This window comes from Cytophagales bacterium (genome assembly GCA_019456305.1).
Lineage (GTDB): Bacteria > Bacteroidota > Bacteroidia > Cytophagales > VRUD01 > VRUD01.
Genome location: VRUD01000030.1, coordinates 21317 through 46162 on the forward strand (window position 1 = coordinate 21317; position 24846 = coordinate 46162).

General features: G+C 38.7%; 22 protein-coding genes and 1 riboswitch. Of the genes, 6 read left to right on the top strand and 16 right to left on the bottom strand.

From position 1 onward, the window contains the following. Nucleotides 1-65: 65 nt before the first annotated feature. Complete coding sequence (locus FVQ77_08150) at nucleotides 66-1508, bottom strand: aldehyde dehydrogenase (protein MBW8050295.1); 1443 nt, start codon at nucleotides 1506-1508, stop codon at nucleotides 66-68. A 96-nt stretch (nucleotides 1509-1604) separates the two neighbouring features. Here FVQ77_08150 and FVQ77_08155 point away from each other — a divergent pair, with 96 nt between their 5' ends. Next, complete coding sequence (locus tag FVQ77_08155) at nucleotides 1605-2621, top strand: nitronate monooxygenase (GenBank protein ID MBW8050296.1); 1017 nt, start codon at nucleotides 1605-1607, stop codon at nucleotides 2619-2621. A 181-nt stretch (nucleotides 2622-2802) separates the two neighbouring features. On the opposite strand, the gene FVQ77_08160 is transcribed toward FVQ77_08155, so the two are convergent. Together FVQ77_08160 and FVQ77_08165 are read right to left on the bottom strand one after the other, a co-directional pair. Continuing rightward, complete coding sequence (locus FVQ77_08160) at nucleotides 2803-3615, bottom strand: SDR family oxidoreductase (protein MBW8050297.1); 813 nt, start codon at nucleotides 3613-3615, stop codon at nucleotides 2803-2805. A gap of 33 nt (nucleotides 3616-3648) precedes the next feature. Next, on the bottom strand, nucleotides 3649-6537 hold the full coding sequence (locus FVQ77_08165) for a hypothetical protein (GenBank protein ID MBW8050298.1): 2889 nt from the start codon (nucleotides 6535-6537) through the stop codon (nucleotides 3649-3651). A 438-nt stretch (nucleotides 6538-6975) separates the two neighbouring features. Here FVQ77_08165 and FVQ77_08170 point away from each other — a divergent pair, with 438 nt between their 5' ends. Further along, nucleotides 6976-7485 (top strand): 3-hydroxyanthranilate 3,4-dioxygenase, encoded by a 510-nt coding sequence (locus tag FVQ77_08170; protein ID MBW8050299.1) that lies wholly within the window; start codon nucleotides 6976-6978, stop codon nucleotides 7483-7485. Between the two features lies 1 nt (nucleotide 7486). Here the strand turns inward: FVQ77_08170 and FVQ77_08175 are convergent, their stop codons facing one another. Continuing rightward, complete coding sequence (locus FVQ77_08175; protein MBW8050300.1) at nucleotides 7487-7726, bottom strand: hypothetical protein; 240 nt, start codon at nucleotides 7724-7726, stop codon at nucleotides 7487-7489. Between FVQ77_08175 and FVQ77_08180 the strand changes: the two genes are divergently transcribed. Genes FVQ77_08180 through kynU form a run of 3 tightly spaced genes read left to right on the top strand, consistent with a single transcriptional unit; the run spans nucleotide 7712 to nucleotide 10230 of the window. Continuing rightward, a complete protein-coding gene (locus tag FVQ77_08180; protein MBW8050301.1) occupies nucleotides 7712-7876 on the top strand; it encodes a nucleotidyltransferase domain-containing protein in 165 nt (54 codons plus the stop codon). The two genes, FVQ77_08175 and FVQ77_08180, sit on opposite strands and share 15 nt — an antisense overlap. An 11-nt stretch (nucleotides 7877-7887) precedes the next feature. Beyond that, nucleotides 7888-8937 carry an amidohydrolase gene (locus FVQ77_08185; GenBank protein MBW8050302.1) on the top strand — a complete coding sequence of 350 codons (1050 nt, stop codon included), beginning with the start codon at nucleotides 7888-7890 and terminating at the stop codon, nucleotides 8935-8937. A 27-nt stretch (nucleotides 8938-8964) separates the two neighbouring features. Beyond that, on the top strand, nucleotides 8965-10230 hold the full coding sequence (kynU, locus tag FVQ77_08190; GenBank protein MBW8050303.1) for a kynureninase: 1266 nt from the start codon (nucleotides 8965-8967) through the stop codon (nucleotides 10228-10230). Nucleotides 10231-10253: 23 nt separating this feature from the next. Here kynU and FVQ77_08195 read toward each other — a convergent pair whose 3' ends face one another. The 11 genes from FVQ77_08195 to metH form a co-directional block, all read right to left on the bottom strand. Further along, a complete protein-coding gene (locus FVQ77_08195) occupies nucleotides 10254-11243 on the bottom strand; it encodes an RNA ligase (ATP) (protein MBW8050304.1) in 990 nt (329 codons plus the stop codon). 15 nt (nucleotides 11244-11258) lie between these two features. After that, a complete protein-coding gene (locus tag FVQ77_08200; protein MBW8050305.1) occupies nucleotides 11259-11786 on the bottom strand; it encodes a DUF4396 domain-containing protein in 528 nt (175 codons plus the stop codon). Next, nucleotides 11774-12238 carry a hypothetical protein gene (locus FVQ77_08205; GenBank protein MBW8050306.1) on the bottom strand — a complete coding sequence of 155 codons (465 nt, stop codon included), beginning with the start codon at nucleotides 12236-12238 and terminating at the stop codon, nucleotides 11774-11776. Before FVQ77_08205 ends, FVQ77_08200 begins: the two co-directional genes overlap by 13 nt. A gap of 67 nt (nucleotides 12239-12305) precedes the next feature. Then, a complete protein-coding gene (locus tag FVQ77_08210; protein ID MBW8050307.1) occupies nucleotides 12306-13145 on the bottom strand; it encodes a DUF1571 domain-containing protein in 840 nt (279 codons plus the stop codon). A gap of 216 nt (nucleotides 13146-13361) precedes the next feature. Then, complete coding sequence (locus tag FVQ77_08215; protein ID MBW8050308.1) at nucleotides 13362-14999, bottom strand: hypothetical protein; 1638 nt, start codon at nucleotides 14997-14999, stop codon at nucleotides 13362-13364. A 103-nt stretch (nucleotides 15000-15102) separates the two neighbouring features. Beyond that, a complete protein-coding gene (locus tag FVQ77_08220) occupies nucleotides 15103-15912 on the bottom strand; it encodes a restriction endonuclease (GenBank protein ID MBW8050309.1) in 810 nt (269 codons plus the stop codon). Beyond that, nucleotides 15909-16877 carry a site-specific DNA-methyltransferase gene (locus FVQ77_08225; protein MBW8050310.1) on the bottom strand — a complete coding sequence of 323 codons (969 nt, stop codon included), beginning with the start codon at nucleotides 16875-16877 and terminating at the stop codon, nucleotides 15909-15911. The genes FVQ77_08220 and FVQ77_08225 overlap by 4 nt, the downstream gene beginning before the upstream one ends. Nucleotides 16878-16992: 115 nt before the next feature. Beyond that, a complete protein-coding gene (locus tag FVQ77_08230; protein ID MBW8050311.1) occupies nucleotides 16993-17790 on the bottom strand; it encodes a hypothetical protein in 798 nt (265 codons plus the stop codon). 161 nt (nucleotides 17791-17951) lie between these two features. Further along, nucleotides 17952-18251 carry a type II toxin-antitoxin system RelE/ParE family toxin gene (locus FVQ77_08235; protein ID MBW8050312.1) on the bottom strand — a complete coding sequence of 100 codons (300 nt, stop codon included), beginning with the start codon at nucleotides 18249-18251 and terminating at the stop codon, nucleotides 17952-17954. After that, entirely contained in the window at nucleotides 18244-18495 is a 252-nt protein-coding gene (locus FVQ77_08240) for a type II toxin-antitoxin system ParD family antitoxin (GenBank protein ID MBW8050313.1), read from the bottom strand. The genes FVQ77_08235 and FVQ77_08240 overlap by 8 nt, the downstream gene beginning before the upstream one ends. Nucleotides 18496-18662: 167 nt before the next feature. Next, on the bottom strand, nucleotides 18663-22400 hold the full coding sequence (metH, locus tag FVQ77_08245) for a methionine synthase (GenBank protein ID MBW8050314.1): 3738 nt from the start codon (nucleotides 22398-22400) through the stop codon (nucleotides 18663-18665). Between the two features lie 183 nt (nucleotides 22401-22583). Further along, nucleotides 22584-22727, bottom strand: a riboswitch (SAM riboswitch). Nucleotides 22728-23262: 535 nt separating this feature from the next. Here metH and FVQ77_08250 point away from each other — a divergent pair. Further along, nucleotides 23263-24210, top strand: a complete 948-nt coding sequence (locus FVQ77_08250; GenBank protein MBW8050315.1) for a phosphatase — start codon at nucleotides 23263-23265, stop codon at nucleotides 24208-24210. A gap of 146 nt (nucleotides 24211-24356) precedes the next feature. Here the strand turns inward: FVQ77_08250 and FVQ77_08255 are convergent, their stop codons facing one another. Next, on the bottom strand, nucleotides 24357-24806 hold the full coding sequence (locus FVQ77_08255; GenBank protein ID MBW8050316.1) for a hypothetical protein: 450 nt from the start codon (nucleotides 24804-24806) through the stop codon (nucleotides 24357-24359). Nucleotides 24807-24846 lie beyond the last annotated feature (40 nt).

The window sequence follows — 24846 nt, forward strand, 5'->3', positions numbered from 1 at the left end:
TATTTGCCTATTGCCAACTGCCTACTGCCAACTGCAAACTGCTTTCGTGGGTTTTTCAAAGCCTCCTACAACTTCACACACACATTCTTTGCCTCGGTAAAAAATTTCAAAGCCTCAAAGCCCCCTTCACGCCCAACTCCCGAATTTTTCATCCCACCAAATGGCGTGCGCAGGTCTCTCAGCAGCCAGCAGTTGATCCAGATGATACCATTATTTAGCCGGTGTGCAACATTATGCGCTTTGGTTAGATTTTCTGTCCAGATGGTGGCAGACAGGCCATATTGAGTGCTGTTGGCATAAGTCAAAACTTCTTCCTCTGTATCAAATGGAATAAGCGTTACTACAGGGCCAAATATTTCTTCCTGGTTGGTACGGCATTTATAGTCTAATCCTTCGATAACTGTGGGGGCAACAAAGTAGCCGTTTTTACAAGGCCCGTTCAATTTAACCTGACTGCCTCCTGTTAGTATTTTTCCACCTTCTTCTTTGGCCAGGTCAATATAATACAATATTTTATTCATATGTTGTTTTGAAACAACCGCACCGATCTTACAGCTTTCTTCTTTTGGGTTTCCCACTTTCAGTTTTTTTGTTTGTTCTATAAAAGCATCTTTAAATTTTTCGTAAATGGACTTTTCTATGAACATTCTCGATCCGCATAAGCAAATTTCACCCTGGTTTGAAAATGATGAACGTATAGAGGTGCTTAATGCTTTTTCAAAATCACAATCTGCAAAAATGATGTTTGGATTTTTACCCCCCAGTTCAAGTGACAATTTCTTGAACATCGGTGCAGCTACACGGGCAATGGTTTCACCTGTTTTGGTACCGCCTGTAAACGAGATCACAGGAATATCTGGATGTGATATAATAGCATTGCCTGCTTTATTACCATTACCATGAATTATATTTAAAACTCCTGGCGGCATTCCGGCTTCAATACATAATTCAGATAGCATCGAGGCAGTCACAGGTGTGAGCTCTGAAGGTTTGCCTATCACACAATTGCCGGCAGCAAGTGCCGGAGCAATTTTCCAGGTAAACAGGTAGAGCGGTAAATTCCAGGGAGAAATACATCCTGCTATGCCTATTGGATGATGCATCGTATAGTTGATGGCTGTCTCTTCCATGTAATGAGCGTCAGAAGAGTCATGCAGAATGGCTGTAGCAAAAAAACGGAAATTACTTGCTGCCCTGGGTATATCAACAACTTTGGCTAATTTCACCGGCTTGCCGTTATCCATGCTTTCTGCCTCCGCCAGCTTTTGGAGATCTCTCTTAATCAGGCCGGCTATTTTTAGTAAGATACCAGACCGCTTTTCCGCACTCATTATGGACCATTGTGGAAATGCTTTTTTTGCAGCTTCCACAGCTAATGCTACATCTTTTTCATCTGAATCAGGAATTAGCGAATATACTTCCCCCGTTGCAGGGTTATAATTGTCTATATACTTGCCCGATTTTGGTTCAATTAATTCTCCGTTAATGTAGTTTTTTAGTTTTTGCATTTCTAAAATTTTCATAAAAGTACAAATTTTGTACCGGATTTTTGATTTAAACTATTAAATTTGCATGGGTATTTTTTTATATAAAAATACACATTTATGAAAACCCCGGAAAAACCCCAACCAATCCATACCCCCTTCAGCAATCACTTTGACATCAAATACCCCATCATTTGTGCCCCAATGTTTTTGGTAAGTTCTGTGGAGATGGTAGTAAAAGCGTCCAATGCAGGCGGACTTGGTACTTTCCCGGCTTTTAATTACAGGCCCATTGAAAATTACAGAAAAGCCATAAGGGAGATCAAACAACAGACAAAGCACCCTTTTGGCGTCAATATAATTGTCCAGAAGACAAACAAGTTCCAAAAAGAACAATTAGAGATTGCCCTGGATGAAAAAGTGCCATTGATCATCAGTTCTCTCGGCAACCCCAAAGAAGTCATACGCCTGGCACACGAGGTTGGTACCAAAGTGTATTGTGATATTGTAAACATAGAGCACGCAAAAAAAGTGATTGGTCTCGGAGCTGACGGACTTATTGCCGTGGGCAGCGGGGCTGGTGGGCATGCCGGGGATATTTCGATCTTCGCACTTATTCCTTCTTTGAAAAAAATGTGCCAGGTGGAAACTCCTGACACCACCATACCCATTATTGCAGCAGGAAGCATTGTAGACGGGATAGGTATGTTGGCAGCTTTGAGCCTTGGAGCATCAGCTATTTATATGGGAACACGTTTTATTGCTTCAAAGGAAAGCGAAGCGCCTGATGAATACAAAAATGCGATCCTCAATGCAATTTCTGAAGACATCGTGAACACCGATAAAGTAGATGGTTTCCCTGGAAATTTTATCAAAAGCCCCAGGCTTGAAAGGCTGGGTATCGAGCCTGGCATTGTTGAATTTGCAGCAAAGAAGCATCCCAAATTGAAACGCTGGATAGCCATGTCACGGGCAGCGAGCATCCTGTTTAAATCTAATGATAAGATGAAAACATCGTATAATACGATTTTTTCGGCAGGCCATGGTGTTGGTTTGATCGAAAAGATAGAATCTATTGAAGATATTATTACTAACACGGTTATTCAGTATCACCAGCTTAAAGAACAACTGCCATAATTAACTGACGTACTGGTACGAATTACGAAGTACAAATGAAGAAGTTAGAATTCGCAGGAATATTCGTCATTCGTCATTCGTAATTCGTCATTCGTCATTTGTCATTCGTCATTCGTCATTCGTCATTAAGCCATTAATCATTCGTAATTCGCCATGCTCTATGCGCCCTGCACCATGCGCTTTACAGGCATCCCAACCTTCCCCCATCCACTGGCAGGTTAATACCGTTGATATAACTTGCAGCCGGACTGGCTAAGAAAGCTGCGGCTGCAGCTATTTCCTCAGGTTTTGCCAGGCGCAAGGCAGGAATTGATGAGATCATGTCTTTTTTAATTTCATCAACAGCTTTTCCAAGTTTTTTTGCTTTGTTTTTAATAAGTGATTCTAAACGTACAGTATCTGTATAACCCGGCAATATATTATTGACGGTAATACCAAACGGGCCAAGTTCTGCTGATAATGTTTTAGCCCAGCTTGCAACTGCACCGCGTATGGTATTTGAAACTCCTAATCCGGGAATTGGCTGTTTTACCGAAGTTGAAATAATATTGATGATCCTGCCGTATCCAGCTTTTTTCATCAGGGGCACAACAGCCTGCACTAAAATCTGATTGCAGATAAGATGATTTGAAAAGCCTTGCATAAATTCTTCTGATTGAGCCTCTAAGATAGCGCCTGCCTTTGGCCCTCCCGTGTTGTTTACCAGGATATGTATGGTTGCTGTTGAAGTAGTGTCAGGTGTTTCCACCTGACACACATATCCATTTATTTTGGTTCTTAGCTCATCCGGTTTATTGAAATCCACACAGATAATTTCATGTTTCTGACCGGCATTGGTATCTAATTCTGAGCGCACTGATCCTAATTTTTTTTCATCTCTTGCCACTAATATTATTTCCGCTCCCAAAGAAGCTAATTCCAATGCTACAGCTTTCCCGATTCCTTGGGTGCTGCCGCATACGATGGCTTTTTTATTTTTAAGATTTATATCCATACTAATAAAAAATGCTAAAGTACTATTCGTATGTTAGGTTAATTCCTCAATCTTCCTGCCTATTTTCTTTTTCTTTCTTCCAATCAAGTACTTTCTTAGAAAAATTTGTACCGGTAATAATATACCAAAAAGAATAAGATTAAGCAGCGTCTTGATAATAGGGGCGCTTCCAACATATTTCTCATAAAAAGGTTCACACAAATTCTGTATAAACTCAAAAATGACAAACAAACAAATTATCACAATCGCAGTAATAATGGTTTCACTCTTCCCTACCCGGCTGGCAAGCAATGTACCGCCTATTAACAAAACAAAAAATAATACCTGACCGGCATAAAACCACCACCTCTCCCAATAAGGCAGCTCGATCTCAAAAGGAAATGCAGCCGGTTCTTTATTCCATACTCCCTCATCATTACACGCTTTCACCATAAAAGTATAATCACCGGACGGTATGTTAGAATAGGTTGCCTCTGTCTTACTCGTTACAGGCAACCAGTCCTTGTCCAATCCCTCTAACTTAAACTGGTAACGAACCTTCTCAGGTATCTTTAACGAAATACCAACATATTCAAAAGTAAGGTGATTTTTATCATAAGGCAAAACTAAATTCTCAGGCAAGTGATACCACTTTGTTACCCCTGTATATTCAATCCCTGCAAGCTGCTGGTTTTGTTCATTTGTCATTCGTAATTCGTCATTCGTAATTCGTAGGGCTTTCTTCCAATCCACATCCTCAAAAAACAGCTTTATCCCTTTAATATGCGTTTGCGGCTCTAACTTATTTACCCAATCAACTTTTGGATCATATTTCGTCAACTGTATAGTCGTCCCGAACCACAAATTGCCCTTACTGTCAAGGTAACTTGCGTTTTGGTTACACTCAATCCCTTTAAATCCTTCTAACTTAGTGTACGACCTTACTTCAAAAGTTTCTGTATTTATCCTGCTAATCCCTTTATTCGTTCCAGCCCATACGTATCCCTCTGCATCAAAAACCATCGAAACTACTCCATCATCCACCAAACCATTATTTGTAGTAATATAAGTCCATTCATATTGGGAGCTGTCTTTGGGCGTTGGCTCTCCCTCCCCATCGGGGAGGTCCGGGGTGGGGCTCCTCTTTAGCACACACACGCCACCACCGTACGTACCTACCCATATATTACCCCTGTTATCTTCAAGTAAGCAAATTACACTGTTGTGGCTCAGCCCCTCTTTTGTCGTGAAGTGAGTAAAGGCCTGTTCCGAACGAAGTGAGGAATCTCCTTTTTCATCAGCAGCGCTATTTTTAGGAGATCCTTCGCTGTCGCTCCCCGAGCGCATCGGGGCAGGCAAGACAAGTTTATTAACCCCGCCCCCATAAGTGCCGAACCAAAGATTTCCCGCCTTGTCCTCTAAGATGCTAGATACCATGTTGTGGCTCAGCCCCTCTTTTGTCGTGAAGTGAGTAAAGGTTTCGCCATCGTATTTATTAACCCCGCCCCTGTATGTGCCGAACCAAAGATTTCCCGACTTGTCCTCTAAGATGCTCAAAACTTGGTTGTTGCTCAGCCCCTCTTTTGTCGTAAAGTGAGTAAAGGTTTCGCCATCGTATTTATTAACCCCGCCCCCGTCTGTGCCGAACCAAAGATTTCCCGCCTTGTCCTCTAAGATGCCCCAAACGCTGTTGTGGCTCAGCCCCTCTTTTGTCGTGAAGTGAGTAAAGGCCTGTTCAGAACGAAGTGAGGAATCTCCTTTTTCACCAGCAGTGCTATTTTTAGGAGATCCTTCGCTGTCGCTCCCCGATGTATTCGGGGCAGGCAGGACAAGTTTATTAACCCCGCCCCCGTATGTGCCGAACCAAAGATTTCCCACCTTGTCCTCTAAGATGCTCATTACTCTGTTGTTGCTCAGCCCATCTTTTGTCGTAAAATGGGTAAAGGTTTCGCCATCGTATTTATTTGCGCCCTCGTCTGTGCCAAACCAAATATTTCCCGCCTTGTCCTCTAAGATGCTCATTACCTGGTTGTTGCTCAGCCCATCTTTTGTCGTGAAGTGAGTAAAGGTTTCGCCATCGTATTTATTTGCGCCCCCGTTTGTGCCGAACCAAAGATTTCCCGATTTGTCCTCTAAGATTGACCGGACCTTGTTATTTGACAGCCCCTCTTTTTCGGTGAAGTGAGTAAAGGTTTCGCCATCGTATTTGCTTACCCCGCCCCCGTATGTGCCGAACCAAAGATTTCCCGCCTTGTCCTCTAAGATGCTCCAAACACTGTTGTGGCTCAGCCCCTCTTTTGTCGTAAAATGGGTAAAGGCCTGTTCCGAACGAAGTGAGGAATCTCCTTTTTCACCAGCAGCGCTATTTTTAGGAGATCCTTCCCCGCCTTTGGCGGGGCTCAGGACAAGTTTATTAACCCCGCCCCCGTATGTGCCGAACCAAAGATTTCCCGCCTTGTCCTCTAAGATGCTCATTACTATGTTGTGGCTCAGCCCCTCTTTTGTCGTGAAGTGAGTAAAGGTTTCGCCATCGTATTTGCACACTCCGCCATAAGTACCGAACCACACGTTACCTTTGCTGTCCTCGCACATCGAAACCACCTGCGATTGCACCAGCCCCTCTTCAATATTATAGTTGCGGAAAGTATAGAGAATACCGGCATCAACTTTGGTGGGAGTACCGGCTTTTACTACTTTTGGCTTACCGGCTTTAACTACTTTTGGAGCGGATAGGGTATCGGGTTGGGCGAAAGAAGGATTTACTGCAAATTGAAAAGTGAAAAAGGCAAAATGCAAGACGAGTAATGAATATCCAATGATGAATGTAGCATGTAGAATTGTTTGTTTTATTTTAAATAAAACTCCTGTGCAAGTCATTTTTATACAAAAGCTAAAATCATATGTAAAGCAGCCAGCAAGATAAATCCAAAAACAATGAGCCATTTGATAAACTTAAATTCAGATAGGTAAACAGATAATTATCTTCTTCAAACGTTTTCATTTTTTAAAATCATTTACTACGCAAAGCTACAAATTTTATTCATTTAAACCAATTTTGTGTAAATTTTAATGTGATGCCTATTGGAAACACCTGAAACCACTTGTAATCAACTAAATATTTGTATTAACTTATTGCAGGATATTATTTTTTTTCTAAATTTAGGGCAAATTTCAAAATTTATAACTACAGGAATATTTTTTTAAAAGAATGAAAAAAATACCATATAATTGCAAAAATGGATTAATTACTAATTTTAACAATACAGTTGTGGATTTCAGATTAGATTCCTCGCTTCGCTCGGAACAAGTTTTGGTCTTTATTCTTTTAAAAAAGTATTCCTGTAGTTCTTTTTTAAACCTTTAACTCTTATTATCATGGCTATTCAGTTACCTTTTAACTTCAAAAAATGGATTGCCGATAACAGGCACTTGCTAAAACCTCCTGTAGGCAATCAATGTGTTTACAAAGAAGCAGAAAGTTTTATCGTAATGGTGGTAGGGGGGCCTAATGCGAGAAAAGACTATCATTATAATGAAAGCGAAGAATTTTTCCATCAGCTTGAAGGTGATATTGTTTTAAAGATCATTGATGAGGGCAAACCTGTTGATATACCGATCAGGGAAGGGGAAATTTTCTTATTACCACCTAAAGTTCCCCATTCTCCTCAAAGACCGGCAAATACGGTTGGTTTAGTTATGGAGAAGAAAAGAGATCCGAAAGATACGGATGGACTCATGTGGTTTTGTGGAAGCTGTAATGAGAAATTGTATGATGAATATTTTCAACTTACAGACATCGTTAAGCAATTACCACCCATTATGAACAAGTTCTACGCTTCAGAAGAACTTAGAACCTGCAAGAAGTGCGGCACGGTGATGGAAAAACCGTAATTCAGTCGGCAGTCGGCAGTCGGCAGTCGGCAGTCGGCAGTTGGACAGTCGGAAGTCGGAAGGCGGAAGTCGGAAGGCGGAAGGCGGAAGGCGGAAGGCGGAAGGCGGAAGTCGGAAGTCGGAAGGCGGAAGGCGGAAGGCGACTGTGGACTGCCGACTGATTGGTTACACTGCGTTTAATTTTTTGAAAATTGAAGATTTTGATGTAAATTTTAAAAATAAGAATATGCGAATAGCACAAATACTATCAGAAGTTAAAGATCAATTATCAGATCTCTACAGTAAACGTTTGAGCAAGATCATATTGTACGGATCCCAGGTGAGAGGAGATACAACTAAAGAATCTGATATTGATCTTTTGATCGTTTTAAAGGGCAGGGTAAATAAGTAACCAATAAATACTTGAAGATAGATATCCACACCCACATCCTCCCCAAATCCTGGCCTGACCTGAAAAAAAAATATGGTTATGGAGGATTTATACGTCTTGAACATCATCAGCCCGGTTGTGCCCGCATGATGCTGGATGATAAGTTATTCCGGGAGATCAAAGAGAACTGCTGGGATCCAAAAGTGAGGTTGAAGGAATGTGATAAGAAAGTTGATGTTCAGGTGCTTTCAACCACACCGGTAATGTTTAGTTACTGGGCAAAACCTCAGCACACACTTGATCTGTCAAGGATACTTAATGATCATATTGCAGAAATAGTTGCTGATTTTCCGGCCAGGTTTGTCGGGCTTGGAACATTGCCAATGCAAGCGCCTGATTTGGCGATTAAAGAATTGGAAAGGTGTATTGAAATAGGGTTAGCAGGCGCTCAGATTGGTACTCATATTAACGAATGGAACCTTGACGCTCCTGAACTGTTCCCTGTATTTGAAGCTGCCCAACAGTTAGGAGCCGCAATTTTTGTACACCCCTGGGATATAATGGGTAAAGAAAAAATGCCAAAATACTGGCTGCCCTGGCTGGTGGGCATGCCTGCCGAAACATCCCTGGCTATTTGCTCAATGATATTTGGTGGGGTATTGGAAAAGTTACCAAAATTAAGGGTTGCCTTTGCCCATGGAGGGGGAGCTTTCCCGATTACGATTGGCAGGATTGAACATGGATTCAACGTCAGACCCGATCTGTGTGCAGTTGATAATCCCGTGAATCCCAGGAAATACATCGGTAAGTTTTATATCGATTCCTTAGTTCATGATCCAAAAGCTTTGGATTATATTGTTGAAGTGATCGGAGCAAATAATATTGCCCTGGGGTCTGATTATCCTTTCCCTCTCGGTGAATCTGAACCCGGAAAATTAATTGAGTCTATGCCTTATGACGATAAAACAAAGGAGCGGCTATTATGTGGTACTGCGATGGAGTGGTTGGGGATGGGGAAAGGGGATTTTAGTAAGAAAGAGAATAAAGTTGGAGTTAAAGTCAGGGCTGAAATTAATAGTTAGATTTATTGATTAAAATTTATCACCCAAATGACCTACCAAAACACCCTCGATTTCGCTCGCCAACTGGATAAAAAAGATCCCTTAAAAAAATACCGTGATCAATTTTATATACCTCAGATCAACGGTAAACCCGTTATTTACTTTTCCGGGAATTCTCTTGGTTTACAACCAAAAAATGTAAGAGCAGCCATAGAGCAGGAGCTTCTTGATTGGGAAAAGCTTGCTACTAATGCTCATTTTCATGGGAAAAACCCCTGGTTTCATTATCATAAATTCCTGACCGATGCAACAGCTAGTATAGTGGGAGCAAATACAGACGAAGTTGTAGTCATGAACAGCCTTACAGTAAACCTGCACCTGATGCTTGTGTCATTTTACCGACCAACTCAAAACAGGTACTGTATTATTACCGAAAACAAACCTTTTCCGTCTGACCGGTATGCTTTGGAATCGCAGGTAAAATATCATGGATTTACTCCTGAAGAAGCCATTATTGAATTAATGCCTGAAGAAGGAGCACATACACTCCATACGGAAGATATTTTAAAGACAATCAGGAGCGTAGGAAAGGAGCTGGCATTAGTGATGATAGGCGGAGTAAATTATTATAGCGGCCAGGCATTTGATATGGAAGCAATCGCAAAAGCAGCACATGAAGTTGGCGCTGTTGCGGGTTTTGATCTTGCCCATGCAGCAGGAAACCTGAAAATGAACTTACACGATTGGAATGTTGATTTTGCAGTGTGGTGCACTTACAAGTACTTAAATTCCGGGCCGGGAGGAGCAGCAGGCGCTTTTGTTCATGAAAAGCATGGCAGTGATCCTGATATACCTCGCTTTGCAGGCTGGTGGGGTTATGATGAAGAAGACCGTTTTTTGATGAAAAAAGGGTTTAAACCTATGAAAGGCGCTGCCGGATGGCAACTTAGTAACGCGCCCATATTCCCAATGGCTGTGCAAAAAGCCTCACTGGATATTTTTGAGGCAGCAGGAATGGATGCTATTGTACAAAAATCTCAATTGCTTACAGGGTACCTGGAATATTTATTTAATGAGATCAAAAAAGAAAAAGATAGTTTTGAGATCATTACCCCATCTGATAAAAACCAAAGAGGCTGCCAGTTATCGTTGCTGTTTTATAAAAACGGGAAGGAAGTATATGATAAATTAACCCAGGCTGGCGTTATAGCTGACTGGCGTGAACCCAGTATAATTCGTGTAGCTCCTGTGCCTTTGTATAATACTTTTGAGGAGGTGTATAGGTTTGGGAAGATGTTGAAGATATCTATTTAAATATAGCTTTCAAATTTTATATTTTATTCATATTTCAAAAGATACTTCGGATTAACAACCTTAAATGATACCCTGCCATTTTTATCATATTTTTCTTCCAGGGGTCTGATCACAATGCCTTCACGCATGGTTTCGGGGTTAATTAATGAATTGCCAATAGAAATTTCCACCAGCTTATTAATATCAACAAACAATACAAAATCCTTATTAATTAAGGGAACGGTCTCTAATCCTAAATTATTGATAGTATCATAAAACTGCTGAAAGTCTGAATATTTGTGGTTGTCAATGTCGTAGAGATTAAAGACATAGACCGTTTGTCCTCTTAACTTTAGTGTATTCTTTTGTATTCCTTCACCTACCATTTCTCCCTGTACGGCATAGTTGCCGTTAAGTGAGCGCAGCTTGTTTTCAATATCCAGGTCTTTTGCTACTTTCCATAGCGTATTTTCATCGGTTTCCAGCAGCTCTAAATTCCGGCTGCATACGCCAAACGTTCCCTCATTGATATAATATGTTACACTGCTGCCATCTAATTTTTCTGTAATATAGCACTTTTCGCCTTTGAAGCTGTCGAGCGTGTCCTGTACAACCTGTACCCTGGGTTCATCTGTTTTTGGAATGAATGATGGGATCTTTCCTTTTGCTACTCCCTGCAGATGGGCAGGTATGGGCGGTTCATATTTTATTATGCCAAGAATTTCAGTGACGTCCATATCCTCTCTTATTTCAGTATCAGTAGGTAGTATTGATAACGGAAAGCATATACCCTGGGATATTTGTCCACGGAGCTTGACGGTTTTTATTCGCATTTTCCGTGGCTTGAGAAATTCAAATTCCGACCGCTCGGGTAATACACTGTCAATTTCGCAATATACACACAGATCGCCTGGTTTAAATTCACCCTTTTTTACTACCAACTGCCAGCCCAAAACGGTTGCTTTTTCAATAGCATCAGCGTCTTGTATTGGTTCAGTGGCAGAAATTTTTTGAATAGATGCTAATTTTCTCATATACTAATCGGGTTTTTAATGACAAGATTTGTCGTATTTTTTTAATTTGTAATAATTGTAAGGTAAAGGCACAAGAAAACCAGCTATTGAAGCAATAATAAAAGCTATCCAATACATGGGTGAAGTAAAAGCTGCTTTTCCTCCTGTAATTAAGAAATCTGTTGCATTCATTGCTATTTCCATGGCTATCATTGACAGGAATGACATGGATAACGCTGTTTTAAAAGCCAACAGCCATAGGAATTTTTCTCTTGTTCTTAAAATCATTGTTTCCAAAGCTATAGAAGTTATTAAGCCGGCTATAATTGCCAGTACCATTTGCCATATCATGGAAGTATCAGGATAAAAAGCCTGTAAAAAAAGCAACATCCCATAATCACCAATACTACATCCGATCAAACAATTCAACGTATTGAAAGACGCTCTATTCCAGGTATTTAAATTATTCCAAAAATGGATGTTACTTTCTTTTTTAAGTTGCGAGTCGATTTTTTCTACACAATCTTCGCAATGAATATCTGTAGTGAATGTTAGATTTTCCATTGTATTATTTTATTTTTCAATGTTCTGTTTATGCCATAATAGTTTATTACTCTTTTGAGAAATATCGAGTAGACCTTGTCATTTTCTATTTGCTGGTCAATTGGTCTTTTGTTCAGATAATTTCTAATCATGATGTGTCCTAAGTACCAATGATAAAGTGCTGAAACAGCAACAATGAGTAGAAATATTAGAAGGGATATTCCTATCAATGGAATGAGGTCAAGGTATTCAAATAGAAACATAAGTCCAAGTCCAGGTAAAGCAAAAATAAGTGTCAAGGTCAATCCGACAATGAGCAAAGTCGGGTATGAGATTATTGCTGTCAGAATTATTATCTTTCCTTTTATTCTCCAGTTTTTTGAGAGTAACATAGGTCCTCCGATAAGAAATGCAACTCCAAGTAATCCAAAGTACACAATGAAACCCATAAATATCAGAAAGGTTGGTGGCATGGTTTATTTACGATTAAGTTTCTTGTTTTTCAAATTACAGCTAACGATATGCTTTCTAGTTTTCAATTTAAAAACCATATTCCTTATATTCTTTTGTAAACTCTTCCGGTTTAAAAAAGGGGTTTACCACTACATTTATATATTCATATTGTTCATATAACCCCTGGTCATCATATATTTTCATTACTAAAGGGATCATTCTTTGTTTATCAATATAAATGATCATTTTGGGAGAATAATCATTTGGAATTTCAATAATTTGCCCGGAATTTACATCTTCATAATCATCCACCGCCTCATTTTTTTCCAGGATCATATATTCACTTAGTTTAGTTCTCTCAGAAATAGCAGGCAAAGTTTCTCCATGCCGGACTGTATAATCAAAAAACTTAAAATATGGGTTTGAAAACATTATTACATAACAAGCACGCCCATCACAAATTACCGTTCCTTGTTTTTTAACCATTGTATCAATTATTGTGTCATACTTGTCAAACAAATATTCTAAAATGGAGACAACATAGTCAAAGCCGGAACGATGAATAGTATGATGCTGGTTTGCTCTCATGAGACTGCCGTAAGGATCTAATCTTATATTAAACCATGGAAATCCATTAGGATTGACCAATGCTTTATTGTTATTAGTTCCACTAACATACAAAGCTTCCATTCCTTTATTAGGGAAATCTTGTTTTATATAAACTTTGAATGGTTGCCGAACTAATTTTACAAAAGATATTTGCCGGATCATCTCACCATCTATTCGCTCCTGTTTTTTTATTGTATAGGTCAATGTTTTTATTTGTTTGGTTTTTGTAAACATTGTTTTTGCTAATTCACGGGCAGATTGGCCATGGAGCCCTTGAAAGGTTACTAAAATAAAGGCTAAACTAATACTTAGTTGCATAAATAAGGGTTATTTCAATAGTAATTCAATAGTAATTTGATGGTCATACAATAGCTATACAATCGTATAACAATCATATGATAACGATTTGGATAAAGGCAGTGGGGTTTAGGTTACGAAACTGTCTCCCGTTACGAGATTTTCAATGGGAATTGAGAGTCTCTTTTCGAGACGGTCAGCCCCATTGCCTTTATGTTTTGTTGGGCATAGTGCTTTTCATTGTTTAATTATTTCTTTGATGCTAACCATACCTTCCTCTTTTTCCTTGTAAATGATGTGGTGCTTCACTACCGTGTCGTCATCTTTTAATTCAAGGTCCCAATGGTCAGGCATATAATCTCCTGTCTCTGCTTCAATGAAGCCTTTATACAAGATAGAACCATCCTTATTCCAGCAAGCCAGTTCAGTTCCTGTTGCTTTCCATATACAGGCTTTCATCATCTGTCCATTCTTCCACCAATAGCTTTCAGATAATAATCCCTCCTTACTCCTCACTTTTTTACTTCGTAAACTCCCGCTGGAGTACCATTCCCTGGTTGCATCCTTACCATGTTCCTTGCTTTTTATCCCATTGGGATGCCATTCAGTATAAGGTTTTCCTTTAACGTTACGCAGCTTCATTTGGCCGTTCTTGTACCATTGGAATTGTCCTGCGTCTGATCTTTCCCAGAGCTTTTTACCTGAGGGATACCATTCTGTTTCGATGCCATTGCCATGCTCTTTTATCTTTTGTCCGGTTTTATCAAAGGTGGTATATACATACGTGTTCTGTTGATAATCATTTACACTTTGAATTTCTCCGGTTTCGTAGTAGTGAATCTCTTTCAGTACCTTCTTTTTGCCTTTGACATAAGCAACCGATCTTGGACCTCCTGAAGAGAAATAAGTCCTTAGTGTGTCCAACACATTGGCCAGGGAATCCAGCCTGTGCTGTTCCGTTGCTTTGCGGGTGCTGTCTGCACGTTGCTTTTCGGCCAGCAAGTTTGCTTTTTGCATTTCGTATGCCAGCATCATGGAGTCTGCGTCAATTTGCAGGCGAGCAGGGGTGGGAGTAGCGGCAAGATGAATTACCAGGTCATTTAAGCAAGTCCACCTCATTTTGCGCGAACTGATCTGCTCTATGGTGCAATCAAACAAAGGAATATTCTCAAGGATAAAAAGCAGTTTACCTTCCACCTGCCATGCACCCACTATTATGCGGGCAGTATCGCTGGCCGGCTGCATAAGCACCACTCCATTTTTCTTAAACAGGTATTTGCCTCCCTTATATATGCTGTTCCAATCAATAGGCCCGCCCATTTCCTCCGGATCAATTTCAGGCTCCGACAATGCTGCATATTCAATCTCCCAAAGGGTATCGCACAGCATATCCTCTGGGCTCATTAGCGCCTCTTTTAGTAATACTTCTGCTTCTTTCGGGGGTAGATAACGCCCATCATATTTTACCAACTTCCCTGCACTCAGCTTTTCATAGGTAGTATAATCAGGCAATTCAGTTCCCTCTTTGTCCCAGTAGCGCCAGCCATCCATTTTCACACTGGTGCGATATATTCTTATTAACGGGTTTTTAGGAGGTGGGTATATTCTCGTTTGTATTTTGTCCCGGCCAATCCGTACTTTTAGTGCTATCCTGTAGTCGCCTGATGCCCCTTTTTTTCCGTTCTCATAGTAGTCTGTTCTTTTCCCTTTTTTCAGGAATGGCCTTCCTTTTTTGTATTTGTAATTAGCCAGCGACATCATAGAGCCGTCATTATATCTCGTCAGATGGTTGAAGCTTTCTCCATTCACAACCGTGTCTTGCTGTGCTGCGGTTAGTAAGGGAAACAGTAATAATATGGCTGTCAGTTCTCTCATTTTGCATTATGCACAACGTTTAGTATATGAAGCGTAGCATCCCGAAGGATGCTATGATTTCATATACATTGTTACCATGCGTTTCTTTTTAATTTTTAACTCCTTATGTCGTTATGAAATTCATTACTCTTAATGAAGTCTTAGCAATATCAATCATAATTGGAAGCATTTCTTCAGTTGTTGTCCACGGAGTGGCTTTAGTATAAATTGAAACAGCTTGCAGCATTATTTTTTGACCGTCTATAGAAATAAAAATATTTTCACATCTATTTTGATTAATGGGCAAACTATAATTTGCGGCAGTTAATCTATCAATTCTGTTTAAAGATCCAACATCGTGTCTCAATTCTACCTCTCTTCCATCAGGTCTTTTTACTGTTATAGATTCAGTGAGAAAATTCGAACCTTGTAAAAAAAGGATATAAGGAAAGTGTTTCTCATTCATCATAATGTTCCTTATTTCATTGATATTTTTGTGAGAACGTTCAATAGCATTTCCTGCAACCATTATGTCCTGATCTTTATTTTTCCCCACCAATATACCTTCCTGTATATTGTCTATATCCTTGCCTTGATGCTTCGCTTCGGAGACCAAGATAATTCTCCAATTCTCATCTTTATCTTTAACTTCTATTATTCCACCATCAGGCTTTATAGCTGCTTTTTCTACAAATATTGTTACGCCTAACCGAGAATCAGTTTCATTAAGTTTTTCGTTTATTTCTTTTTTTGCAATAAACTCCCTATAACGGAATTCTAAGTCAGTAAATTCTTTTTTTAAAGATTCAAATGCACTTTTTGAAATATCTTTTACGGACAAATCATGGTCTTGTGCTGATTTTCCAAAAATCCCTTTAGGTCCTTCAATTTTCTCTTGTTGCTTACTTAATCTATCTGTTTGTTTCTTTTTCAATGTGATTCTTTAACTTCTAATGATTCTTGTTTTGTCAATCTTTTGATTGCTTGATCAACAGTTAAATTCTTTTCTATTGAATATGGCTTGATAAACATATTTTCATTAATTTGAGAAAGATGTAAATCTAAATATTCATATAGCTTAGAATCAGTATCTACAAGAATAGAGTTTCTCGCTTCTTCAATTGCAACACGACCTGTTGTTCCTGAACCAGCAAAGAAATCTAAGACAGTTGATCCTGGATATGACAAACTACGAATGAATCTACGAATAATCTCAACCGGCTTTTGAGTAGGGTGCCCAACTCGCTCCTTAGAATTTCCGTTTAATCTATTGATTTCCCATACGTTTGTTGGGTTTTTCCCTTTTTCGATAGTTTCTGGATTCAATCTTTTATCTTTTCTATAAAGCTCTTTTGTCTTTTCATCATATGGGATTCTTACAGAATCTAATTCAAAATAGTACTTCTTAGTTTTGGATAACCAAATGGCTTCTTCATGTCTATTTGCAAAAAAACGATGAGCACTCATACCGTTTTTATAATACCAAATTACCAAATTGATAAAGCGTAATTTGGTAGAATGTCTTGTGTAATGTAATATTTCAAGTAAATCACCTTTCTTTAGGTCTTGAAATTGGAATCCACCAAAAATTACACAATTTCCTGAATCAGATAATATCCTATAAATCTGATCCAACCAATCTTTTGCCCATTCCAGATAGTTTTCGTAAGTATCCCAATAATCTAAATCCAGATTATATGGAGGATCGATTAATATAAGTTGAATCGAAGAGTCAGGAATTTGCCTTAGCACTTCAACTGCATCCTTAATGAAAATAGTATGCATAGTGCTTTCCACTTCTTGACGTGTTACATCTATTGTAGAACTGTGTCGCACCCCATTTTTCCTTTGTCGGTTGATCGCGATATGACCTTTATTAAAGTGAGATTTATTTGGCATCTTTTGAATTTTGGCTAAGGTCTAACATTTTTTTGATTTATTATTTAATAATGCATGGTAACGTGTTTGGCTAAACTGCGTTTCAATGCAGTTTAGGTATTGTTGGGCTTAGTTCTTAATTAGTTGTAAAATTCAATGTTCTTGCACAGGCAGGGTTAGGGCACAAAACGGACGTGTAACCTGTCAACTTCCTTTTATCAATTTCTATTTTTGTTGTGCAAAATGGACAATTCCCAGAAACCAAATTAGGATTTCCTCCAAAAATCAAGGTGCCTCCAGCGCCAAAACCAACACTATTGCCTTGTACAGAAATATCACCTTGCGTTGTAATTCCATCCATTCCAACACTTCCTTCTGAACTAGAGAATTTTGTCTTGTCAATGAAGTTCTTACTTCCGTCTTTGGCGTGCAGATGAGTCTTCTTAGCTTTTATCTCAGTATTCTCGACAACATTTGTGCTATTGTTCTTTGCTATTATAGCTGCGAAATCAGCTTCAACAAACGAATTCAGTACTTCTTGATAGCTCCAATCCTCAGTTTCCATTATCCATTCAGTTCCATCGTCTGTGTTCAAGTCTTCGATAATTTCAGCAACTAATTTTTCTACTTGCTCATTTAAAGCTTTATTGTAGTTAATGGTTCCTCCAATCTCTTGTAGTTTTTCAATTTCATCGTCTATTGAAGCAATTTTATCGTTTGTAGAATTAATCTCAGTCCAGATATCATCTAGTCTTATTTTGAGGGCTTCATTGGACGAGATTCGGTCAATTATCTGATTGACTTGCTGAAATCCAGGTATTGGTATAAAGCTTAACCAAAAGGACGTATAACTCACATCATCTTGCAAGTGTTCATTTTTAAGGTGAATTTTAACTGTCTGAAGTAATTCCTTTGCTTTTTCTGCTATGTTCATATGGAGTGTTTTGGTTGTCTAATTAAGCCCAACGGTTTGAATATGGTGCGTTTGGCATTTCAAAGCTCACATCTTTCAGTTTATTACTATGTTTATTCATTGCTATCATTTTCCATTTTAGCACTATCTGCCAAATGCACTATATTTTTTGTTATGTGGGGTTATTCTGTTATTCTATGTTTTAAATCCATTTGCTCGTGCAATATTCTTATTATTTCAATTTCATTCTTATTTAACTTTCTGTAAAAAATAATATGTCGCCCAGTTCTATAACCAAATAATTTGTCTGCAATTCCGTCATAATTTTTACCAATATTTGGCTTTTCTGCAATTCCCTTACAGTTATCGAGTAACATTTGATAGTATTTGTCAGCTTGTTGTTCAGACCAGTTATCAAAGGTATAATTCCAAATTTTGGATAAATCTTCTACGGCTTTATTAGTCAAAAAGTAATTAGCCATTCTGATCTTTTTTTGCTTTTAATTCTTTCAGATGTGTTTTTGGATTGAAGTCAAGAGCTAATCCGCTTTCAACACCTTCTTGAATTGCATTTTTTAAAGCAATAATCTTATTTTCTTCTTCTTCCAAAAGCCGCAGTCCTGCTCGTATTACTTCACTTGCATTTTTATATCTTCCAGTAATCAAGCTACTCTGAACAAACTTATCAAAGTAATTCCCTAATGATATTGACGTATTTCTATTCATTTTAAATATTTTTTTTTATTTTTCAAAGATACCAAATATTGGTACAATAGTCAAATCTTTTCCTTTTTTTTATCACTAACATTGATCATTACGGCAACCGTATGGCAACTGAATTGCAAGGAGTTACAACTGAGTTACAACTGAATTACAACTGAATTACTATTGAATTATACGTCATAATTCAAATTAGGCGAAAGCCATTTCTCTGTTTCTTTCAGGTCCATTTCCTTTCGTTTGGCATAGTCTTCAATCTGGTCTTTACCGATCTTTCCCAGGCCAAAGTATTTGGATTGAGGATGGGCAAAATAGATGCCGCATACCGAAGCAGCAGGGTACATTGCAAGGTTCTCGGTTAAGGTAATACCTGTGTTTTTTTCTACTTCTAAAAGATCAAATAATGTTCTTTTTTCAGTATGATCGGGACAGGCGGGATAGCCTGGCGCCGGACGAATACCGGCATATTTTTCATGGATCAGTTCTTCACTGGTAAAATTTTCATCTTTAGCATAACCCCAGAACTCTTTACGTACACGCTGGTGCAGCAATTCAGTAAATGCTTCAGCTAACCTGTCTGCCAGCGCTTTTATCATAATGCTGCTGTAATCATCAAGGTCTGCTTCAAATTTCTTAATCATCTTTTCTATTTCAATGCCAGTTGTAACGGCAAAGAAGCCGATGTAATCCCCGCCACTATTCCTTGCTATAAAATCTGCTAAAGCAAGGTTAGGCACTCCGGGAGCTTTTTGTCCTTGCTGCCTTAATGTATGAATTACGGCTTTAACCTTTTCTCTGCTTTCATCTTCATAGACAGTGATGTCATCATCACTCGTAGCATTGGCCGGATAAATACCTATTGAGGCATTTGCGGTAAGAAGGCGTTTATCAATCACTTCCTGCAATAATTTTAGAGCATCATTAAGTAGTTTTTGTGCTTCTTTACCCATTTTAGGGTCATCAAGCAATTTCGGAAATTTACCCTTTAGCTCCCAGGCCTGGAAAAAGGGCGTCCAGTCAATGAAATTGCTTATTTCTTTGAGTGAATAATTTACAAAAAATTTATTTCCAATAAATGATGGTTTGGTAATTTTTGTGGTTTTCCAGTCAATATTAAATTTATTAGCCCGCGCCTTTGTAATGCTCAGAAGTTGCTTATCCTTTTGGCGGGATAAATGATCGATCCGGAGTTTTTCATATTCTGTTTTTATATCGTTGCAAAATACTGCTTTGTTCTTTTCATTCACAAGTTTACTGGCAACTCCGACACTGATGGAAGCGTTTAAAACGTGAATAACAGAACCATTGTAGTTAGGTTCAATTTTTACAGCAGTATGTATGCGTGAAGTAGTAGCTCCACCAATTAGTAACGGAAGATCGAAGTTCAACCGCTTCATTTCTTTGGCAACGTGCACCATTTCATCTAATGAAGGCGTAATTAAGCCGCTCAAACCAATGATATCTACATCATTCTCTTTTGCTGCTTGCAGAATTTTATCACTGGCAACCATCACCCCCAGGTCAATGATCTCATAATTATTACACCCTAATACAACTCCTACGATGTTTTTCCCTATATCATGTACGTCACCTTTTACTGTTGCCATTAATATTTTACCTGCGGCTTTGGGCTTGCCGCCATCTTGCTTTTCCTCTTCAATAAATGGTGTCAGGTGAGCTACTCCCTTTTTCATCACCCTTGCACTTTTCACAACCTGGGGAAGGAACATTTTACCCGAACCAAAAAGATCGCCCACCACATTCATACCGTCCATCAAAGGCCCTTCTATAACGTGCAGGGGCCTGTCATATTTTTTTCTCGCCTCCTCAACATCTTCTACAATATAATCTGTAATACCTTCTACCAGGGCATGTTTGAGACGTTCCTCAACATTTTCTTTTCTCCAGCGCTCGTCCTTTACCTTTACAATACCATTGGATACTACATTTGCTGCGTATTCAACCAATTTCTCTGTAGCATTTTCACGTTTATTGAACAGCACATCTTCAACCTTACCAAGCAAATCTTTTGGAATGTTTTCATATACCTCTATCATTCCTGCATTCACTATTCCCATATCCATACCAGCCTGTATCCCATGATAGAGAAATGCAGAATGCATTGCTTCCCGTACCGGGTTATTTCCCCGAAAGGAAAAAGATACATTGCTTACGCCCCCACTAACCATTGCGTATGGTAAATTCTTTTTTATCCACCTGGCTGCTTCAAAATAATCTACTGCATTTTTATTGTGTTCGGGAAGACCGGTTGCAACCGGAAAGACATTAGGATCAAAAATGATGTCTTCAGGTGGAAAATTTAATTCTCCGGTAAGTATTTTATACGCCCGTTCACATATTTCTATCCTGCGTTGGATTGTATCTGCCTGGCCTTCTTCATCAAAAGCCATCACCACAACTGCTGCACCGTATTGCCTGATCTTTCTGGCATATTCTATAAACTTTTCTTTCCCTTCTTTGAGACTTATAGAGTTAACTATTGATTTTCCCTGCACACATTTAAGCCCGGCTTCAATCACCGACCATTTTGAAGAATCTACCATAATAGGGATCCTGGCAATATCAGGTTCTGAGGCAATAAGATTCAGAAATGTGGTCATTTCTGCTTCAGAATCAAGTAAACCTTCGTCCATATTTACATCAAGGATCTGGGCTCCGCCTTCAACCTGGTCTTTCGCTATTGCTATTGCTTTTTCATATTCCTTGGCTTTGATCAGCTTTGAAAATTTTTTTGAGCCGGTTATATTGGTTCTTTCACCAATGTTTATAAAGTTGCTTTCTGAAAAGATCGTTAACGGCTCTAAGCCGCTGTAATTTGGTTTTTTCTCTTTTTCCGGAACTTTCCTTGGGGAATATTTTTCTGCTAATACCGCTATTTGTTTAATATGTTCAGGAGTAGTACCGCAACAGCCCCCAACAATATTTACAAAGCCACTTTTTAAGTAATCTTCAATAACAGATGCCATGCGTTCCGGAGTTTCATCGTACTCACCAAATTCATTAGGAAGCCCTGCATTGGGATGGACACTTACAAAAAATGGCGCTGTATCGGATAATGTTTCAAGGTAGGGCCGTAATTGTTCCGCTCCAAGAGCACAATTTAAACCAATACTCAACATAGCTGTATGTGATACTGAATACAGGAATGCTTTAACGGTTTGACCGGACAAAGTACGCCCGCTTGCGTCTGTGATGGTCCCTGAAACCATGACTGGAATACGAATTGAGGATTTCGGATTTTGGATTTCGGATTTCGAGTTTCGAATTTCGAGTTTCGAGTTTTGAATTTCAAGCTCATTAAATTGCGATTCAATAGCAAACAGCGCCGCTTTACAGTTCAGTGTATCAAAAACGGTTTCTACGAATAAGAAATCTACGCCACCGTCAATTAAACCCCGTACCTGTTCTGAATAAGTTCCAACCAGATCATCAAAGGTGGTAGCCCGGTATTCCGGCCGGTTTACGTCAGGAGAAAGAGAGGCGGTTTTATTGGTCGGGCCGATGGAACCGGCAACGAATCTGGGTTTGTCAGGATTCTTATTAGTGAATTCATCAGCCACTTTTCGTGCTATTTTCGCAGATGCCACATTGAGCTCATACACAATGTCTTCCATCTGGTAATCAGCCATTGAAATTGAAGTAGAATTGAATGTATTGGTTTCAATAATATCAGCGCCCACTTGCAAAAAAGCAGCATGAATATCTTCAATTATTTTGGGTTGGGTAATGGAAAGCAGGTCATTATTGCCCTTCAGATCACTGGAAAAATCTGCAAAGCGCTTCCCCCTGAAGTCTTCCTCTTCTAATTTGTGTGCTTGTATCATTGTGCCCATTGCACCGTCTAATACAAGTATTCTTTCTTTTAATATGTTAGTGATTTTGTTTGTCATAACTTATTCGTAAATACGAAACTCGAAATCCGAAACTCGAAATTCGAAAATCGAAAATCGAAATACGAAATCCGAAATCCGAATGGAATTATCCAACGGGATAAATTCGTTATTCCCTGATGATTTGCTTATCAGAAAGAGAAGTATCGGTGATGGGGTAATCCCGGTTGAATAAAGGGGGAAACCTTATCTTTTCCCGAACATAAATTTTATCGCTACAGCCACAAAATTTATATGCAAGATGGGATTTAGCACCCTGACTTTAGGTATTTTTCAGGGTTGCTAAGACTTCAAAGGGCCCATTCCCTCCATCTTTCTCGATAAGTTACAATTTAGCTATAAAAAATCAAATAAGCGCTTTAAATTGCAGTTTGCTTTTCTAATTTTACAATTTGTCGATTTGATCACGAGTACCCGGGATTAAATGATAATATTTTAAGATTATCAAATCGTCAAATTATAATACTCCATTCTTAATGATCCTTGAACGAAGTTTTTTACGTGCAATAGGAGAAATATTATACCATGTACATAACATTCTAAACCTGATCAGCCTATATAAATGGTAAAATGTAATGACCTTACTTAAATTCCTTGCTTTCATGTTAAAATAATTTGGTGCAAAAATAATAATAAAATATTTCTTTAGAACAATTTTTTTAGATTTTTTTAATCTAATTGAAGATCAGATGCTAATTTTGCAAATTACACAGAATGTATACTGCTAATATACTAATTAATAAAATGCTAATATACGAATGAATACTAATGATACTAATAAAGAAATCTATATTAAGAAGCAGAGTAAAAATATTCGTATCATTATATAAATTAGTATATTAGCATTATACCCTATTCGTATATGAAATTAGCAGCCATAGACATAGGCACAAATGCCGTAAGACTTCAGATATCATCTGTTCTCAATGAACAAGAGCAGCGTACAAATACGGCATCAGAAGAGGCAAACGTTAAATTTAAAAAACTGGAATATATCCGCTTTCCATTACGGCTTGGGTCAAATGTTTTTAAAAATCAGAAGATAACTCCTAAAAAGATAAAAAAGCTCTCCAAACTTCTGCGTGCATTTAAAATATTATTAAAGTTGTACAAAGTGGATGAAACCATGATCTGTGCAACGGCTGCTATCCGGGAAGCCGAAAATGGTAAACAGATCGTTAAACACATCAAGGATAAGTTAGGATTGGAGATCCGGATAATTACCGGAAAAGATGAGGCAGATATGATTAGCAAAGTTATTTTAAATAAGCTGGACGACAAAAATTATCTCCATATTGATGTAGGAGGCGGCAGTACCGAACTGAATTTGTACGTAAACAAAGAAAAAGTGTCTTCAACATCTTTTAAAATAGGAACTGTAAGGATATTAAAAGGCAAGATCAAACCTGAAAGGTGGGAGAAAATGGAAAAATGGATAATTGACAATGTTAAAAGTGATTATCTGCCAATTACTGCGATAGGTACGGGAGGAAGCATTTCCAAAATTTCTGATCTGTTAAGAGAAAATTTCAGCGATCAGGAAGTAGAGAATAAAACAATTTCGTTTAAATCAATAAAAAAGGTTCAGCAATATTTAATGCGGTTCACAGAGGAGGAACGGATCAATAAGCTAATGCTCAACCCCGACAGGGCTGACGTGATCATACCTGCTTCAAAGATCTATCTTTCTGTAATGAAATGGGCCAAGGCTGAGAAGATAATGGTGCCGGAAGTTGGATTGAAGGATGGGATGATACAGGTGCTTTATGAGGGCGCACAGCGCATAGCCCCGCCAACTGGCGGGGCATAGCGCATGAAACATGGCGTACAACAATCGGCAGTCCACAATCGGCAATCGGCAGTCCACAATCGGCAGTCGGCAATTGTTTTTTGCCGACTGGGGACTGTAGATTGCCGACTTTTCTCTATCCAATATCTTCTTTCCCCCTTGCACTGTTAGCTTTTTAGAAATTTTTTTATAAGTCCGGCTCCCTTTAAACTAATCCCTTTGATCTTTGTTAGCTCGTCAGCAGGAGCATTTATGATGGATTCAATGCTTTTAAAATGGTTTGCCAGACGTTTGGAAAGATTCCTGCCGATACCGGGTAAGCCCTCCAGGAAATAATTTTTTTGTTTTTGTAGAGACGTTGCATGTTGGAACGAAGTGGAAATCCCGACTTGTCGGGGCAACGTCTCTACAAAAACAGGAAAACTTTTTTTTGGAGTTGTAGTGACCTGGCATGTTGATCCCGGGTTACTCCCGATATATCCGGACTCTATCAGGGCCCGTACTTTATATAATTTATTATTCCCCGGATACTTCTTCGCAATAGAACATAATAATTCTGCAGTATCTTTTATGTTTTTTGTCACTGTTGTCCGATTAAATTTATAAACTAATAAAATTACTTCTAAAAATTATAAATTTACTCATCAGCATAGGATT